We start from the raw sequence: 16,610 nt of genomic DNA, 5'->3' as shown, positions 1-16,610 counted from the left end.
CATCAGCCGGCAACCTCGATAGCGCCGATCGGCACGCTTCGAACGTCATGGCATAGTTCGTCAAGCGATGTCGGGTTTGAATTCAGATTGACCCATACATAGAGCTGCGGTTCCAGCCGGGCAGTTGCGATCATACGTCCGCGCGTCTTTGAAGACATTTGACCGTCGCTTATCGCTTGAACAGCAGGCCTGCGCGAATGCCCGCTTCTACAGCAGGACGGACGACCTGGGAGTTCTCTGGATATCGCCCGCCTATTCCTGTTCGTCAGGTCTGCCATTGCCGGATTGGTCTGATGAAATCCGCGATCAGTCGTTTATCATGGTTAGCTCATATCGTTTGCAGGACCATCGGTAAGTATGATGCACACCCGAAATATTTTGATGATTATTGGAGGGCTCCTGGTCGGTGCGGCAGGGACCACGTACCTGATGTTCCTTCAGGCAGACCACCGTGCAATGGCAGAAGCCACGGCCGCCATGGATGAATCCGCACGCCCTCCTGTCGTCGATTCGCTCGCTAGCGATCACATGACAGAAGGCAGCATCGGCCAGTCGAAGCTCTCCGGCGCAATCACGCAAAGCACAGCCATCGCGCAGCAGCCGGTGGTTCCCGCTCCGGCAGTAGCACCCGTGCCTAAGACGGCTAGGACGGCCGTGCTCGCATCCGGTCCGGCCGCCGCACAAGTCACCGGGCAACCGAGACCGGAGGCACAACCGAAGAAGGCGCCGTCGACGGTAGTCGCGTCGGTGAACGTGCAGGACTCAGGTGCGCCGAAGGTGGTCTCGGCGCAGCGCGGCCAGCGTGGACGAGACGGTCTGAATCGTCACGCTATAACGACTCAAGGCGCGACACCGGAAACGGATGAACTGGTCCGGGAATCGGCGAAGCTCGATCCATCGTTGCCTCCGCCGGATATGTCCGCCGCTCGCGCCGCCATGGACCAACGCGGCTCGAAGCCAGGCACGGGCTCAAACCCGGTCGCGGCCGCGATGACGGATCAGTTTGTCAGGAATTCGGCCAGGCTCGACCCTTCGCTACCGCCGCCCAAGTAGCCCACTTCTCCGGCAGCACGTGCGGCTGCACCGCGCTGCAGTGCCTGGCGCCAACACTTTCATTTAGAGATGTCGCGCGTCCTCATTGCGACACTCACAATTTTAGAAACGCGCCTGGATCGTGCGGAAACCGGCGCGCGACGGCCGGTAAACGGAATTACTTAGACTGGCACGCAGTTATCTAGACACGAAAGTACGGAATTGATTGGATTTCCCGGAATTGGTCGTCGTCGCAGAAGTTTCTGCGTGCGGCTGGCCGAGGCGCGGGCGTAGAAGGCCTCAGTCGGCTGACTGCCGACCAGGCGAGGACCACGCAGAAAGCGGTGGTTCGAGATAATGAGAGGCGCTTGACGACCCGGAGCGGCCTTTCAACGTTCTCGGTAGCGGACGGTCGCGACCGATTGGTGCGCGAAGCGTCAATACGAAATTCGAATTGGAACTCCCGCTGAACGATGTGCGCAAGTTCGGAAATTGCGTCGTTATCGCACGCCGTCTAGGTGTATCACGAACCTTTCCGTGCGGGAACCATAGTGCTTCGTGACTTCGGCGTCGGTCATCAATTTGGATGACTTCAGGACTGGCCCCGTCACCTCATAGAGTCGATCGGGATCGGGGCCGTACATATACAAATAGCCATCATTGCCGTCAACATGAAACTCCGTCTCACCAAGTTCGCCAGCACCCGCACGCTTTATCGCGCTTTCTAGCCGATGTTCCAGAACGCGAATTTGCGGCCGGTCCCTAGGGTAGTAATCGAAATGAACCATCATTGCCGGTCCCGGTGGCCTCTGCGACTGCTCCGAAGCTGCTGTGCCGCCCGCGAACAAAGCGATGCAGAGAAACGTGGTGAAGGCTCTTATTAACATGGGTACGATATCGCTGGCGAAATGGCGATCAATTGTCGACGACGTAGTCAGTGCCGTCGAGCGTCCTTTCATGGCGGCTTGCGCCTGATACTTGTTGGTGGGGCCCGGCGTACATCAGCCCTTCGGCTTCCTCCATAGCCGCCACTCGCAACGCGTCTCTCTGCGGTACCACGCTTTGTGACCGGTCCGATTTCGACACCCTTGCATAACCGACCAAAATCATCGGACTACCCCGCTAGAAAACTTGCGGCAGAGAATGCTACCTGATGCTGTGTGTCGCAAAGGCTTTCTGGCGATCCCTCGAAGCTGACAGGCTCTTGTCCTACCACGAGAAAACCGCTCGTTTTTCCAGCGGTATGATCCGCGCATTTGTCATCACGACCTGGCGGCTGCCGTCAAATCCATAAGCCTCACCTGGGGAAGGATAACTGTCTGCGTGAAGTGACTAGCTACCTTATAGCTCGTAAGGGTAAGCGGCCGGGTACCGGCACCGTTCGCCGCAGGGAGTGTCACCACCAACTGGCCGGGGTCAGTCAGAGCCTTCGTATTGAGGCCCCACTGCTTAAATGTTGTCGAACATCGTGTTTGCGGCGCGCCGATCGAAGCACCGGCGAGATCGAGCACCGTTGCTGAAATGCAATTTGAACTATCCGTGGCCGGGAAACAATAGAGTTCGACGAACCGGTCATCGCTGGGATTGAGCCGCGTTTCGCATACGCCGAAACCGGCAACCTTCTGCCGGGCGCCCAAAGGCAGCGGGGCTTTAATAACCCCTGCTGGGGCGTAGGAGCTCAGTTGATAGGTCAGAGACAACCGCCCCGGCGTATCCTTGAATTTCGCGTATACGTCCGGCGGCAGATTGACCGCTTGATAGTTCGACTTGTGGCCATTGCTTGCGCTGTCGAAGGTATCACCCAGGACGTTGCTGACCTGGTTGCGCAGGTAGCGCGGCACGAGCGATACGGCGCCGCGATATAACGGCTTGCCGTCGCCGCTCACGATACTTAGGTCGACGTAATTGATAGTGACTATACGGTCCGGGTCGACCACCACCTTAAGCGGAACGTAGATCACGGGGACCATGTACTGCAGGGCCTTGCCGATCACTTTCGCCTTGGACTGGTCATCGAACGACAGGCGGATCGGGCCGGCCGCCGCCACTTTGCCATCATCAATGACGCGTTGAATCTGATAGCCGGTTGTTCTCGGCGTGAACGTCACCGCGAGCGCACAAATCGCCGCCACGGCGAAGACCCCACGCGAAGTTGCCGTGTTTCGGCGGCCGTATTGTAGGCCGAGAACGAGTGCGGCCGCAAAGACAAGGATAGCCTTGAGCGCCAGTTGGAAAGGCCAGTTGTCGAGGTCAGCCGTCTGGTAATTGATCGTTAAGATGCCGACAGTCCATGTTAGAACGATGGCGAAAACGATGCCTGCGGCCTGATGCCAGCTAGCCGTGATCGTGCCGACGGCTAATGCGGGCAGACCGACGCCGATGAATGTGACGAGAGCTGTATAGGTCGCCGCGCCCATCGCCGGCAGCACATCTAGCCCATGCATCAGGCCGACGCCAAGGTCGAAAACGAAGGTCGGCATTAGGGTCACGAGCGCGGCGAAACCAAGTTTATCTAGCGCGAGGTCGCTTCGACGGATCGGCCGGATCAGCCAGTCGTCATTGTTCGATACAACGGGGTCACTATGTACGACCACAATGATTGCTAAGCCCGCCGCTCCAGCGAACGCCAGATCGATGAACGCGTGCAACACCCCCAATTGCGGTTGCCAGGAGAACATCCCCAGTTGCAGGATCGTCCAGGTCGCCGCGACTTTCAGAGCCATTACTACTGCTACGTACGGCCAATGCAGTTTCAGATCTTTTTTCAAAATATGCAGCCACATATCACCCCCCCTTCATTTGTTCGGCCCGCGCAAACGCGGTGAATATCGACCTTAAGTCCATTGGCTCGGCCTGAACGAATTTGACGTCACCGAATGCGGCGGCGATTTCAGATGCCAGCCGGTCTTCAGTGAACGCCGTATGCACAAAACTCAGGACATTGCCCGAGGTGCCGGGATCGATCCACGCTCCGGGCCAGGTACCGGGAGGACGGACCGTTGATTGCAACGTGACGCGAATCGAGCGGACGCGCGCGTTCAAGACCTCGATCGAATTTTCGAACAACAGGCGGCCCTGGTTGAGAAAACCGACGTCGCTAACGAAACCCTCGATTTCGTTCAGGTCGTGCGATGAGATGAAGATCGTGAGGCCTTCGGCATGGCTCAGCACGCTTTCGATCAGGTCGTCGCGCACCAGCGAGTCCAGGCCGTTGAACGGCTCATCGAGCACTAGCAACTTTGGTTTGAAGGCCAGGGCGGCAACAAGCGCGACCTTGATACGCATACCATGTGAAAGGGCGCGGATTTTACGCTCCATCGGCAGCTTGAACCGCCTCAACATGGCCTTTTCGAGCGCTTCGTCCCAGTTCGAATAGAACGGTCTCAGGTAATTAAGATAAGCACCCACGGTCATTTGCCCTGGAAGCACCTGGCTCTCCGAGACGTAGCCGATCTGGCTAAGGTGGCAGCTTGTGAGTTCACGTGATGGCGTCCCCATCAAGGTGAGATCACCCCGCGTCGGCGTCAAGATGTTCATCATCATCTTAATCGTGGTCGTTTTGCCGGCGCCATTGGCTCCAATCAACGCATAGACGCTCCCCTCCGCGACCGAAAAACTCAGACCGCTGAGCGCCTCGTCCCGGCCGAAGCGCTTCTCGATATTCCGGGCCTCAATGATCATTTTGTATTCCCCTCGCTATATCGATCCGGTTCCAACGCTCAATGATGGCGTCGAGCAATTCCGCCTGCGTCAGGCCGACGCGACGCGCGCCAACCACCAGTGCCTCGACTTCGTGCCCCAGCAACTGCGCCTTTTCGCCCGGACGCGCCTGGGGCGGCTCACAAACGATCGTCCCAATCCCCGGCCGCGCCTCCAGCCAACCTTCGTGGATCAGGTGCTGGATGATCTTGTGGGCCGTGTTTGGGTGAATTTTCAGATCCGCGGCCAGCGCCCTGACCGACGGAAACTCCTGCCCAGGCAGGTACTCGCCGCTGATGAAGGCGCGCTTGGCGGCAAAGACCACGGCGTCGAATATCGACTGACCCGATTGCGGTTTGTAATCGAATAGTGTCATATTCATAATGTGACACATGGTACGCCAAGGCGTCAACGGGCATTCATCTTTGTCAGGGATGTCGTTTTTGGTCTGCTCACAGCGGGCGAGGAGGCGGTCGTGTCTGCTGGCGCCCACGATCAATGTTTCCGACCGATCAGAAGGATGCTTGATCATCCTGCGCATAGCATCGAATCGCACGCGCATCAGATAAGCCAGGTTCTTTTCAGAAGCTAAAACCGGTCGGAGATTGTTCACGATCTTCATCGCGGCGTCGAAGGTCCGCTTGGCCGGGAATTACCGGATAGCGGTCCGCGTCCCGCGTCCCGTGAAGCATTGCGGACGCTCCAGGTGGACTACGCAGTCGTGGCCGTGACGATCGGTTGGTAGTAACCACTGATAGCAGGCGAAAGAACCCGTACGTCATCGAATCCTACCTGCGAGGCGAGAGACGCCACTTCGTCAGGCGTGATAGCCCGATAGTGGCCGACGAAATGACTCGAGTGCCAGCCGTGGTCACTTGTCTGGCAAGTGATGTACAAGTGAACTGAGTAACGACGCTCATCGTGCCAGTCCCATACCTGATGCACGATGCGGCGAAGGCCGTTGTCCACGAACATGGCTGGCCCTATCATGCTTGGGCGTTGAATCAGCAACTCGCCATAGTCCCTTAAGCTAATAAACGTCTTTCCGCCCGTTCGTAGACTCCTTCGCATTGCGGTGAGCGCCTTGGCCACATCCTCGTCGCTATCCAGGTGCGGAATGGCGTTATCGAAAGCGACAACCGCGCCATACCGTTGCGATTCACACGTCGCAAGCAGCCTCATGTCATCGACCCGGAACTTCACATCAAGCTTTCGCTGGGACGCCTCACGCGAGGCTCGGTCGACTGCCGCCTTCGATATGTCCGTACCTTCCACATCGTAGCCCGCGCGCGCAAGGCCTAACGCCTGAGTGCCAATCCCGCACGCGCAATCAAGAACGGTCCCAAGGACTGCTGGCGTGGGCATAAGTCGCGTCAGGATCGCTCGCTGACGCTCGATTGCCCGTTCCCAATCATCGAAAATCATGTGATAAGAGGACGCCATGTCATCGTAGAAACTTTCTGCGGATGGGCTCATGAGAAACCTGGTGAAGGAAACCGTAATCTTGTGCGCGGCCAGTCAATTAATATATGGCGCCTACGGATTTGTGCAGTGTCCACGAATTCGTCGCGGCGTCGAACGTCTCAAATTGGCGGCACGCAGCCTTTCACAACCGGCGTACGACGGGCCAATCCTACCCTCCGGCCAGTCCAACAACCTTGCGTCACAATCCGACAAGTCCAATCTATTCGGTTCCGCGTCATCTGGCGCGTGACCGAATTCGTTGGCAAGTCTTTGATTTGCAATGGCACCCAGTCTAGCTAATTCTGTTTCCCTGCACTACCCGCTGCTGCGCTCCGCGTGCAGCGGCTCGATATCTTATGCAGGATTCCTTAGCGAAGTGCAGCCGCCACCGCCTCGTCAATCTGCAGCGCGAAGCGCGCTTCAACATCGGGCACCGTGTAGCCAATTGACAGTTCCAGATACGCGTCGCCTAGCACCAGCTGAACGAATGTCGCTGCCCGCAATGCAGCAGTCGATACGTCAAATCGCTTTCGCAAGATTTTTGCGGCGAAGGCACGCACGACCTTTGCACCATTTTCGTAAAACACCTGGCCGAGTTCCGGAAGACGCTCGGCCTCAGCAACGATGGCGCGGTAAAGCCGGAGATTGTCCAGCGTAATAAGGCTTCGTGCCAGCACCGATCCCAACTCGCGTAACTCGACTTCGGGTGCGCCATCGGATTGCTCGTCCTGAGCGCCGGCAAGAAATCCACCCACCTGAGCGCACATCGAGCTCACCAGATCAACGAAGAGCGCCTCCTTCGACTTGAAGTGACGGTAGACCGTCTGTTTGCCGACGCCCGCGGCCGCGGCGACATCGTCCATCGTTGCAAGGCCGAAACCCTGGCTTAAAAAAACGGTTTTCGCGCCGTCGAGGATGGCGGACCGCTTACGGCGTTGCAGCGGGCTCAGGTCGGGGAGAGAGGTCGTGTTCATGCCAGATAAATAACAGATCATCGAGTAGTTGACAAGACTGGGTAGTCTCGTTTAGATTTGTCGAAACGAGACCGATGAGTCTCGTTCGTGTGACTTATCAACTTCGCAGGCAATCATCGAGGAGAACGCTATGGAACTATTTATTACAGGTGGTACGGGCTACATCGGGCAAGCGGTCGTGCGCAAGGCAATCAGCCTCGGCCATCAGGTGACGGCGCTGGTGCGCGAGGAGAATTCGCCGGCCGCCAGCGCGCTGGCACGTCTCGGCGTGAAACTGCATGGCGGCGACTTGCGTGAGCCACAGTCTTTCGCGGCGGCTGCCGGTGCCGCTGATGGCGTGGTGCACATGGCGTCGACCAACGATGCTTCCGCTGCCGCTGCTGATGAGGCCGCAGTTGTAGCAATGCTTTCACATTTGCATCCGGGCGCGGCGTTTGTCTACACGTCGGGCACCTGGGTCTACGGCAATACGGAGGGAGAGGCCGCGACTGAAGCATCGGCGTTGAACCCGACACCACTTGTCGCCTGGCGGCCCGCGGTGGAGCAGCAGGTGCTGGCGCTGGCAGCACGCCGCTCGATCGCCGCGGTGATCCTCAGGCCGGCGATGGTGCACGGCTACGGCGGCGGCGTCTTCGGCATGCTTGCCGGTATGGTCCGTCAGATCGGCAGTGTGAGGATCGTCGGCGATGGTCGCAACCACTGGCCGGCCGTCCACGTCGATGATCTCGCCACGGCCTACCTGAGCGCGGTGGAGCGGGCGGCAAGTGGGGACGGTCGAGTCGCGGGACAGATCTTCAACGTGGTCTCGGAAGATGCCGTTGCCGTTGCCGAGATGGGTGAAGCGATTCGGGCCTCGGCCGACGCTGATCGCGTCGAACCCTGGCCGCTCGACGATGCTCGCAAATCGCTTGGACCGTTCGCTGACGCACTGGCGCTCGACCAGACGGTAAGCGGCCAGCATGCCCGGCGAGTTCTTGCGTGGGAACCCCACGGCCCCGGCCTGATTGCGGACCTCTCTGTGCAGAAGCACTATCAGCCAGGCAACGGAGCATGACGATGGCGTTAAACACTGGATCTTTCGAATCGATTCTCGCGATGATCGTAGCGGTTCTGTTCGCGGTTGCCGGGGTGGTCAATCTCGCCGGACGCGGCGCGGTGAAGCGCGACTTCGCACGCTGGGGTTACCCGGCATGGTTTCGGTTGCTCTGTGGCGCTTTCGAGTTGCTCAGTGCAGCACTTCTTTTTGGACAACAAACCAGAGTTTTAGGCCTGACGTTGGCCGGCGCGATCATGGTTGGCGCGCTCTTCACATTGCTACGAAATCGGGAACCGTTTCAGCATCTCGCCCCGGCGCTGATCTTCTCGGCTCTTGTTGTGGCTACGGTGGCGCTCCGCGGTTGAGGCTTGCTCGTCACCAGGCGCGTGAGCCTGGGACGCTAACAGCCCGTGCGGGCAATCCATGCTGCAGGTACTTGAAATGCGAACACGGAATAGCTGCATTGGAGCAACGCCAATTTGACCACGTGTGTCGTACGTCAGCTTTTTGTAGCGATCGATGGGCGCTCCGGGTTGCCGCCTGCCGCAGATCACCGCTTTACGTGCCACAGGAAACAGCCACTCATGCAGGGGGCAGTGGGCGCGACCCTTTCTAACCGCGGTATCGGGCGTGGGACAGCGCTGGACGCCCAGTGTTCATTGGGAATCTCCTGGGTTGGCGAGGCGAGCGCGTAGCTCAGCGTTTTCAGTGTTGAGCTGAACCAGGCGGTCGCGAAGTGGGCCAACGACCTCGGCAACTTCCTGCTCGGTGAAGCGCGGCGTGATGTGCTGCGGGCAATTCCAATCGAATGTTTCCAGACGCAACCGGAAGATGCGTTCGAGCTTAGCCCGGTAGTCGGGCACAGTGACAAGTTCGGTCAGTGCAGGGTCATCATCGAGCGCAAGGGTTTCCACCCGCGCATAGACCTTGAGCCGCGCGCGGTGGGCGTAGTCCATCAGGAACAGGCAAGCCCGATCATTCGCCGCGAGGTTGCCAGTGCTGATGTATTGGCGATTGCCACGATAGTCGGCAAAGGCAAGCGTGTGTTCATCGACGAGTTTCAGGAAGCCGGGCGGGCCGCCTCGATGCTGGACATAGGGCCAACCCGTCTCTGAAACCGTCGCCATGTAGAAGCTGTCGCGATTGGCGATGAAGGCGGCTTCGTTCTCCGTGAAGCGGTCGAAGTCGCGGTGTCCCTTGAAGTCCTGCCACATGCGATCGGCGCCCATCTTGGCCTGCACGGCCCGGACGCTAGGCGTCACGGCAACATCGAGAAAACCATACGACATGATGAGCCTCCGCTGCTGGAAATAGAGCGGGCCGGGGGCTGCACCGCCCCGGCCCGATTGGCGTCACGCGGCTTCTGCAGCTCGCACAACCGGAAAGTCGATTTCCGTCTTCGCGACTTCGTTGAGGTAGTTCGTGAAGCTGTTTTCCGCGACCAACGCGACGATCTCCACAACCTGAGCGTCGCTGAAACCGGCATCGCGGACAGCCTTGATATCGCCATCGCTGACGTGGCCGCGCTCCTTCGCCACCTTGGCGGCGAACTGGACGGCCGCGTTCGCCTTGGCGTCGCCGGACTCGCCCTTGCGGTTCAGCGCGATTTCCTCTGGGCTGATCTTCGCCAGATTCAGGCCGAGATAGGTGTGAGCTGACAGGCAGTAATCGCAACCGTTGACTTGGGCGATGGCCAGCGCGATCCGTTCGCGGGTCTTCACGTCGAGGGTTTTCGAGAGCGCGCCCTGCAAGCCAGTAAAGGCACTGAGCGCGGCGGGGCTGCTGCCGATCAGACGGAACAGGTTCGGCACGACGCCCAGTTGCTTGTGAACGGCATCAAGCGTGGGCCTGGAGGCTTCCGGGGCGGCGTCAAGGGCCGGAATCGAAATGCGGGACATGGTGGGGTTTCCTTTAGGATGCGCAAACCGGAATTGGTTCGGCTGGGAAACATCATCCTGCTTTTCACTTCCATAGATAATCCGGTAATCTTGGGAATCATTTCACCGAAAAATGGGAGGATGGATGGACCGCTTTGAGGCCATGTCGATGCTGGTGACCGTGACCGAGACCGGAAGCCTTTCGGCAGCAGGACGTGCTTTGAAGGTGCCCTTGGCAACGTTGAGCCGGAAAATCACGGACCTCGAAACACTCCTGGGCACGCGCCTTCTGATCCGCACAACACGCAAGCTCATGCTGACGGATGCAGGCATTGCGTATGTCGCCGCTGCGCGGCGCATTCTCGAACAAGTTGAGGAAGCCGAACGGGAGGCTGCTGGCGAATTCACTATGCCAAAGGGCGAACTTGTCATTACCGCGCCAATTCAGTTAGGTCGACTGCACGTCCTGCCCGTGGTGGCGGACTTCCTTGCCCTGTTTTCCGAAATCAACGTCCGCCTGATGCTGGCTGATCGCAACATCGACCTGATCGACGCTCACGTTGATATGGCCGTGCGTGTCGGAAAGCTCCCCGATAGCGCGATGGTGGCGACACAGGTTGGCCTTATGCGTACGGTGGTGTGCGCAAGCCCTGCGCTCATGGACGGGCGTGGTGTGCCTCGGACCCCGGACGATCTGCTGAAACTGCCGTGCGTCGCCGTCGATACGCCGTTGCCTTCGCCCGATTGGCGCTTCAAGGCGCCAGGATCGGGAGCCACCTTTGATGTTCCTGTTGTGCCGCGTCTGTCCGTGACGACGACGGAGGCTGCAGCACAAGCCGCGATCCGCGGCGTGGGGATAACGCGGCTACTGCACTATCAGGTTGCCGAAGCGGTCGAGGCGGATGCGCTGCGCATCATCCTCGATGCATTCGAACCGAACCCGGTGCCTGTGAACCTTGTCCATGTTTCGCGCGGACAGATGCCGCTCAAGATGCGCCGCTTTCTTGACTTCGCCGCCCCGCGCCTGCGCGATGTGTTTGAAAAGGTCGCCGCGTCGGTCGGGCCAGTGTAGCCGCCCCCGGGGTTTCGGCCTACGGGGTGAGGCCGCCGACGTTCCTCTAAAGCGGTCGCATGCAACGATGCAAATTGACGCTTCGGGGAACGGATCTCTTTGCCGATGATATGCAAGACGAACCAAAAATAATGGCCGTTATAGCTCTCAAACGGCCATCTAAGGGGCGCGGAGGCGACCGGCTGTTGTTGGGTCGACTTCGGCTCGTCGTGGCGAATATACGGTACGGAGTTGTTTGTACGCGGACGCGGCCCTTCGTTGGAAGCAGTTTGCCGTACCAACGCCAACAGATCGTTGACCGTGGACTCCAAGCACACCGTCGCCGGGATCAGTTGCAAAGCTTCGTTACAAGCAGTTGATCGGCGCGCCCATCTGCAAGGAGCGTTGAATTCATCGGGTGTACCCAAGCCGTGGTCGAGCCAGACTTCGCGCAGGTAGACGTTGAACTCACCGCTAGCCTTCGCTCCCGCTGCACAATTGATAACGAAGCGGTGTCCACGCACATCCTAATAAGCGGTCTCTTCGTCGTTTCGCTCACCGGCCGATTTCCGCTTCCTTTGAAGTGACGGAGATCGTTCGGTCAAGCGAACCGCTGCGTCCTTATCCGGAGAGCCGGCGGCGAATAGCCGTCGATATTCGGCCGGTGTCGTTTGCTTCGTGGTCCTGAACTGCCGATTGAAATTGGCGACGTTCGCGAAGCCAGAACGAGCAGCGATGACAGCAACGGGCAGGGTGGTATCAGCCAGCATTCGGCACGCGTGACCAATACGAACCCGGGTGATATACCGACCGACGCTCTCACCGATATGCTGAACAAAGTAACGCGCGAGCGTGCGTTCCGACAGGCTGGCAGCCGCGCAGAGCTCTGACAGGCGCAGCGGTTCGGCAAAGCGGGCGTCGATCATCGAAAGGACCCGGTTGATCCGTTCGGGCTCGTGACCCGATGGGCCGGCGGTTGGATGGTTAAAAGCACTCGGTGAGGCCAGCGGCTGGCCCGGCGCGTCGGCGAGCGTGCACAAAATATCGAGGGCGCAGCTAAGGCGCTCGCGCGCCCCGCTTGATAGTAATTGCTCCAGGCGGCCGTGCATCGATTTACCAGCAGGCGGCTCGAAGGCCAGCCCACACGCAGCCCTGCGTAACAGCTTGCGCAGCGGTTCATATTCGGGGCAACAATCCGCCATACGCCGCGCCCAATCGCCGTTGAACCAGATAACGATGGCGACCTGTGGGGAGGATGGCTCGATCGAACGATTCGACGCCCAGGTGTGCGGGAGATCTGGCGGCACGAGCACGAGATCCTCCGCCTCGTATTCATTGACAGAGTCGCCGATATAACGCTTGCCATGACTGTTCATCGTCAGCGTTAACTCGTACTCCGGATGGTGATGCCATTCGAACGGAATACGCGGAAGCCGCCGGTGGTAAACCCGGAGCGAACAGTCCTCGCCGAACTCGACATGTTCATAGGCTGGCTTCATGGCTGAAAGCGCAAATAGATTGTCTGAATAGTATCACCAAGGCGCGCACGCACGTCATATGCTCGGGCATATCAAATGGAGACAATCATGGCGTTAATCATTGACGATTTGCCGGCCGCAATCCGGCAAGCGAAAAAAGAGTTGCGCGCGGCGTTGCCGAATTACCGAGCGGTTTTCGCCGAAGTCGAAGAAGCGATTAGCGCCGAAGCGAAGCGAATTGCCAGGCAGCGCGATCGTGGAGAAGCCGTCATTCCCGAGATCCAGTTTTCCGACATTACCGAAAAACGTGTCACCGCGGACCAGATCGCGATCGTCAAGGCGCGCGGCGCGTGCGTGATTCGCAATGTCTTCCCCCGCGCGCTGGTGCAAAACTGGGACAAGGACATTGCCCACTATGTCGAGCGCAATAATCTCGACAAGCGTCTGGAAAATCGCGCCGAGGACAAATACTTTGGCCAGTTGGCATCCAGCAAGCCGCAGATCTACGGCGTGTATTGGTCGAAGCCACAAGTGCTGGCCCGTCAATCGGAGGCGCTGACCGAGGCGCGTGTGTTCCTGAACCGGCTGTGGCGCAATGAAAGCGAAGGGCGCGTGCACTTCGATCCGGAGCGCGTGCCTGTGTATGCCGATCGTCTGCGTCGCAGGCCGCCGGGCTCCGCGTCGCTTGGCTTGTCCGCTCATTGCGACGGCGGGTCGGTCGAGCGCTGGATCGAAAGCAATTTCCGAAAGGTATATCGCCATGTGTTTGCGGGCAACTGGCGAGACTACGATCCGTTCGATGCAGCGTTCCGGCCTGACGTGCAGGAGATCGCGTCGCCCGCCGTGTGCTCGATGTTCCGCACCTTCCAGGGCTGGACTGCCTTGACGCCGCAAGGCCCAGGCGACGGTACGCTCCAACTCGTGCCCATCGTCAATTCGATGGTGTACATCCTGCTGCGCGCGCTTCAGGACGATGTCGCAGAGGACGACCTATGCGGCGCCATGCCCGGGCGGGCGCTGTCGATCAAGCCGGAATTCCATGCGCCATTGTTCGAGGCGCTGTCGTCGATTCCCAAAATGGACGCGGGCGACACCGTGTTTTGGCATAGCGATGTGATCCATGCTGTTGAAGATGAACACAGGGGGGCGGGTTACAGCAACGTGATGTACATCGCCTCGGCGCCTGCGTGCGCCAAGAACGACGCTTACCTCAAGCGTCAGTTGCCGAGGTTCCTTAAGGGTGAGAGCCCGCCCGATTTTCCTACCGACCATTTCGAAGTGGATTTCACCGGGCGCGCTACGGCTGACGATCTGACCGTGCTCGGCAAGGCGCAACTTGGGTTTGACCTGTAGATCGGCAAAGATGTCTGTCACGCATGAAATCGAGCATGCGCGTTCGCCCTAGCCGTGAATGCGCCGCTCGATCAATAACTAAAACTTCGGAGACTGCAATGAAACGATCACTGACATCGGTTGCGGCGGCTGTTGCGCTGCTCGTGGCTGGAACACATGCAGTACTTGGCGCCGAACAGCTTTCGGTACTGCACTGGTGGACCTCCGGAGGAGAGTCGAAGGCAATCCGGGTGCTGAAGGACGATATGAGCAAACAGGGCTACGAGTGGAAGGACTTCGCCATAGCGGGCGGAGCGGGCGCGGCAGCCATGACGGCGCTGAAGACCCAGGTCATCGCGGGCAACGCACCGTCGGCCGCGCAGATCAAGGGGCCTCTTATTCAGGACTGGGCCGCTCAGGGGGTATTGGTCAATATAGATCAGTCCGCTACCGACTGGAAAGCGCATTCGCCAGCGCAAATAGACAGCTCCATGAAGGCAGGGGGTCACTATATCGCTGCGCCATTCTCTGTACACCGAATCAATTGGTTGTGGATTAACAAAGCCGACCTCGATAAAGTCGGCGGGTCGGCGCCCACGACGTGGCCGGAGTTTTTTGCGCTCGCCGACAAGTTTCGCGCAGCGGGTATCACGCCCGTCGCGCATGGCGGCCAGCCTTGGCAAGACATGACGATCTGGGAGACCGTGGTGCTTTCTCAGGGACCTGATTTCTACAAGAAAGCCCTTGTTGAACTCGACCAGAAAACGCTGACCTCGCCGCAGATGGTGCAGGTGTTCGAGACCGTCCAGAAGATCCGGACTTACTTCGACAAAGGCTACTCCGGCCGTGACTGGAATCTCGCGACGGCAATGGTTATTTCCGGCTCGGGCGGGATGCAATTCATGGGCGACTGGGCGAAAGGGGAGTTCGCAAATGCGAACAAGAAGGCCGATGTCGACTATATCTGCGCGGCGGCGCCCGGTACGGCGAATGCCTACACGTACACAGTGGATGCGTTCGTGTTCTTTCAGCAGAATGGCAAAACGGAGGCGACTCCCGGGCAGCTTGCACTCGCCAAGACGATCATGTCGCCTGATTTCCAGCAGCAGTTCAGTCTCTACAAGGGGTCAATTCCCGTCCGGCTGGATGTGCCCATGGACAAGTTCGATGGCTGCGCCAAGAAATCACGCGCAGACGAGCAGGCCACGATTAAATCGGGGGGATTCCTGCCGTCGTTGGCCTTCGGCGAACTTCAGTCATCGGTTACTGCTGGCGCGATTACCGACGTCGTAACGAATTTCATGAATTCGAACGAGGATCCGAAAGAGGGGGTGCGCAAACTTGCCGTTGCGGCGAAGGTCAAGTAAGCGGGAGCTTCGCGTGAACCAGGCTTGAATCGAATATCTATACTCATGGTAGCAACCAGTTGCATGGGACCAGAGTAGGTGCTGAAGCACTAACTCTGGTCGACAAAGGAGACGAGGATGGATCCGGTAGCAAAACGTAAATGGCCGCGTTCGGGGCTCAAAACAACCGTAATGGGCTTTGGCGCCGCGCCGATCGGCAACATCTTCAGGCCGATCAGCGAAGAGGATTCGGCTGCCTTGATCAAGGCAGCATGGGACGCGGGCGTACGCTACTTCGACACCGCACCCATGTACGGCCACGGGTTGAGTGAGGCACGCTGTGGCCAGGGGCTGCGTTGGTATCCGCGCGACCAATATGTGCTGTCGACCAAGGTTGGACGCCTTCTGAAACCCCGCAAGCGCGCCGAGATCGACTTTGAACCGTGGGTTGACGGGCTGCCGTTCGAATGCGTCTTCGACTACAGCTATGACGGCACGATGCGGTCGATCGAAGATAGTCTGCAGCGGCTTGCGCTGGAACATATCGACATCGCGCTGATTCACGACATCGACGTATTTACACACGGGAAGCGTCAGCCCGAGATGTTCGAGGCAGCGATGACAGGTGCGGCGAAAGCACTGCTGAAACTTCGTGACGAGGGTGTTGTGAAGGCCGTGGGGATTGGTGTCAACGAGTGGCAAGTCGCGCATGAAGCGATTCGCCGGCAAGACTTCGACTGCCTGCTGCTGGCGGGTCGCTATACGCTGCTCGAGCAGGACGCGCTCGATGGTTTTCTGCCGCTGTGTGAAGAGAAGCAGGTGTCGGTGATTCTCGGTGGTGGTTACAACAGCGGCATTCTGGCGACCGGCGCGCTACCGGGTGCGAAATACAATTATTCGCCTGCGCCAGAAGCGATTCTCGAACGGGTGCGCAAGATCGAACAGGTGTGTCAGGAATACTCGGTGCCGCTCAAAGCGGCAGCCCTGCAATTCGTTCTGGGCCATCCCGCGATCCCGACCAACATCCCCGGCGTGCGGACGGTTGCACAGTTGGAAGACAACCTGCAAACCTTCCGGGCTGACATTCCATCGGCATTCTGGACCGAACTAAAGCGCCGCGAGCTGATCCGAGAGGATGCGCCGACGCCTCAATAGCGCCTGGCTCCAGACTGCACCGGCGGTAGATGAATTCCGCCGGTGCATCGCTCACTGTCCGGCAGATCAAGTATCCGAACAACACCATCGGACAGGATCATCGGGCCATCAAACGCCGAATCAGGCCTGTCGAGAATGTATGTAACTGCCTTGCGAATTCGCGATT

16 protein-coding genes and 1 pseudogene are annotated in these 16,610 nt (G+C 59.0%); 7 read left to right on the top strand and 10 right to left on the bottom strand.

Annotation, left to right across the window (positions count from 1 at the left end; translation table 11 throughout):
- Nucleotides 1–381: 381 nt before the first annotated feature.
- Nucleotides 382–1,053, top strand: a complete 672-nt coding sequence (locus HB376_RS38070; protein WP_255631818.1) for a hypothetical protein — start codon at nucleotides 382–384, stop codon at nucleotides 1,051–1,053.
- 479 nt (nucleotides 1,054–1,532) lie between these two features.
- Here the strand turns inward: HB376_RS38070 and HB376_RS41555 are convergent, their stop codons facing one another.
- The 7 genes and pseudogenes from HB376_RS41555 to HB376_RS38040 all read right to left on the bottom strand — a co-directional run bounded on the left by HB376_RS41555 (nucleotide 1,533) and on the right by HB376_RS38040 (nucleotide 7,169).
- Nucleotides 1,533–1,991: a hypothetical protein gene (locus HB376_RS41555; protein ID WP_255631817.1), complete on the bottom strand. Its 459-nt coding sequence runs from the start codon at nucleotides 1,989–1,991 to the stop codon at nucleotides 1,533–1,535.
- Between the two features lie 58 nt (nucleotides 1,992–2,049).
- Nucleotides 2,050–2,139, bottom strand: a pseudogene (locus HB376_RS41840) (transposon DNA-invertase); the annotation flags it as partial.
- Nucleotides 2,140–2,294: 155 nt separating this feature from the next.
- Nucleotides 2,295–3,815 (bottom strand): hypothetical protein, encoded by a 1,521-nt coding sequence (locus HB376_RS38060; protein WP_213768845.1) that lies wholly within the window; start codon nucleotides 3,813–3,815, stop codon nucleotides 2,295–2,297.
- 1 nt (nucleotide 3,816) lies between these two features.
- Entirely contained in the window at nucleotides 3,817–4,713 is an 897-nt protein-coding gene (locus HB376_RS38055) for an ABC transporter ATP-binding protein (RefSeq protein WP_213768844.1), read from the bottom strand.
- Nucleotides 4,703–5,353 (bottom strand): GntR family transcriptional regulator, encoded by a 651-nt coding sequence (locus HB376_RS38050; RefSeq protein WP_213768843.1) that lies wholly within the window; start codon nucleotides 5,351–5,353, stop codon nucleotides 4,703–4,705. Before HB376_RS38050 ends, HB376_RS38055 begins: the two co-directional genes overlap by 11 nt.
- Nucleotides 5,354–5,442: 89 nt before the next feature.
- A complete protein-coding gene (locus HB376_RS38045) occupies nucleotides 5,443–6,207 on the bottom strand; it encodes a class I SAM-dependent methyltransferase (protein ID WP_213768842.1) in 765 nt (254 codons plus the stop codon).
- A 356-nt stretch (nucleotides 6,208–6,563) separates the two neighbouring features.
- On the bottom strand, nucleotides 6,564–7,169 hold the full coding sequence (locus tag HB376_RS38040; RefSeq protein WP_213768841.1) for a TetR/AcrR family transcriptional regulator: 606 nt from the start codon (nucleotides 7,167–7,169) through the stop codon (nucleotides 6,564–6,566).
- A gap of 130 nt (nucleotides 7,170–7,299) precedes the next feature.
- Between HB376_RS38040 and HB376_RS38035 the strand changes: the two genes are divergently transcribed.
- Together HB376_RS38035 and HB376_RS38030 are read left to right on the top strand one after the other, a co-directional pair.
- Nucleotides 7,300–8,223, top strand: coding sequence for an NAD-dependent epimerase/dehydratase family protein (locus HB376_RS38035; RefSeq protein ID WP_213768840.1), 924 nt, complete (start codon nucleotides 7,300–7,302; stop codon nucleotides 8,221–8,223).
- Nucleotides 8,224–8,225: 2 nt separating this feature from the next.
- Nucleotides 8,226–8,570 carry a DoxX family protein gene (locus HB376_RS38030; RefSeq protein WP_213768839.1) on the top strand — a complete coding sequence of 115 codons (345 nt, stop codon included), beginning with the start codon at nucleotides 8,226–8,228 and terminating at the stop codon, nucleotides 8,568–8,570.
- Between the two features lie 291 nt (nucleotides 8,571–8,861).
- On the opposite strand, the gene HB376_RS38025 is transcribed toward HB376_RS38030, so the two are convergent.
- Both HB376_RS38025 and HB376_RS38020 read right to left on the bottom strand, forming a co-directional pair.
- On the bottom strand, nucleotides 8,862–9,434 hold the full coding sequence (locus HB376_RS38025) for a pyridoxamine 5'-phosphate oxidase family protein (RefSeq protein ID WP_255631816.1): 573 nt from the start codon (nucleotides 9,432–9,434) through the stop codon (nucleotides 8,862–8,864).
- A gap of 123 nt (nucleotides 9,435–9,557) precedes the next feature.
- The gene (locus tag HB376_RS38020; RefSeq protein WP_213768837.1) at nucleotides 9,558–10,103 is read right to left on the bottom strand and encodes a peroxidase-related enzyme; all 546 of its coding nucleotides are present in this window, start codon (nucleotides 10,101–10,103) and stop codon (nucleotides 9,558–9,560) included.
- Between the two features lie 148 nt (nucleotides 10,104–10,251).
- Between HB376_RS38020 and HB376_RS38015 the strand changes: the two genes are divergently transcribed.
- Nucleotides 10,252–11,154, top strand: a complete 903-nt coding sequence (locus tag HB376_RS38015) for a LysR family transcriptional regulator (RefSeq protein WP_255631815.1) — start codon at nucleotides 10,252–10,254, stop codon at nucleotides 11,152–11,154.
- Nucleotides 11,155–11,660: 506 nt separating this feature from the next.
- On the opposite strand, the gene HB376_RS38010 is transcribed toward HB376_RS38015, so the two are convergent.
- A complete protein-coding gene (locus HB376_RS38010) occupies nucleotides 11,661–12,632 on the bottom strand; it encodes a helix-turn-helix domain-containing protein (RefSeq protein WP_213768835.1) in 972 nt (323 codons plus the stop codon).
- 87 nt (nucleotides 12,633–12,719) lie between these two features.
- Here HB376_RS38010 and HB376_RS38005 point away from each other — a divergent pair, with 87 nt between their 5' ends.
- The 3 genes from HB376_RS38005 (at nucleotide 12,720) to HB376_RS37995 (ending at nucleotide 16,444) form a co-directional block, all read left to right on the top strand.
- A complete protein-coding gene (locus HB376_RS38005) occupies nucleotides 12,720–13,964 on the top strand; it encodes a DUF1479 domain-containing protein (protein ID WP_213768834.1) in 1,245 nt (414 codons plus the stop codon).
- A gap of 98 nt (nucleotides 13,965–14,062) precedes the next feature.
- Entirely contained in the window at nucleotides 14,063–15,310 is a 1,248-nt protein-coding gene (locus tag HB376_RS38000) for an ABC transporter substrate-binding protein (protein ID WP_213768833.1), read from the top strand.
- Between the two features lie 117 nt (nucleotides 15,311–15,427).
- Nucleotides 15,428–16,444 (top strand): aldo/keto reductase, encoded by a 1,017-nt coding sequence (locus tag HB376_RS37995; protein WP_213768832.1) that lies wholly within the window; start codon nucleotides 15,428–15,430, stop codon nucleotides 16,442–16,444.
- The last annotated feature ends 166 nt before the right edge of the window (nucleotides 16,445–16,610 follow it).

The sequence above is a fragment of the Caballeronia sp. dw_19 genome, assembly GCF_018449515.1.
Classification (GTDB): Bacteria; Pseudomonadota; Gammaproteobacteria; order Burkholderiales; family Burkholderiaceae; genus Caballeronia.
This window is presented reverse-complemented; position numbering and strand designations above follow the sequence as displayed.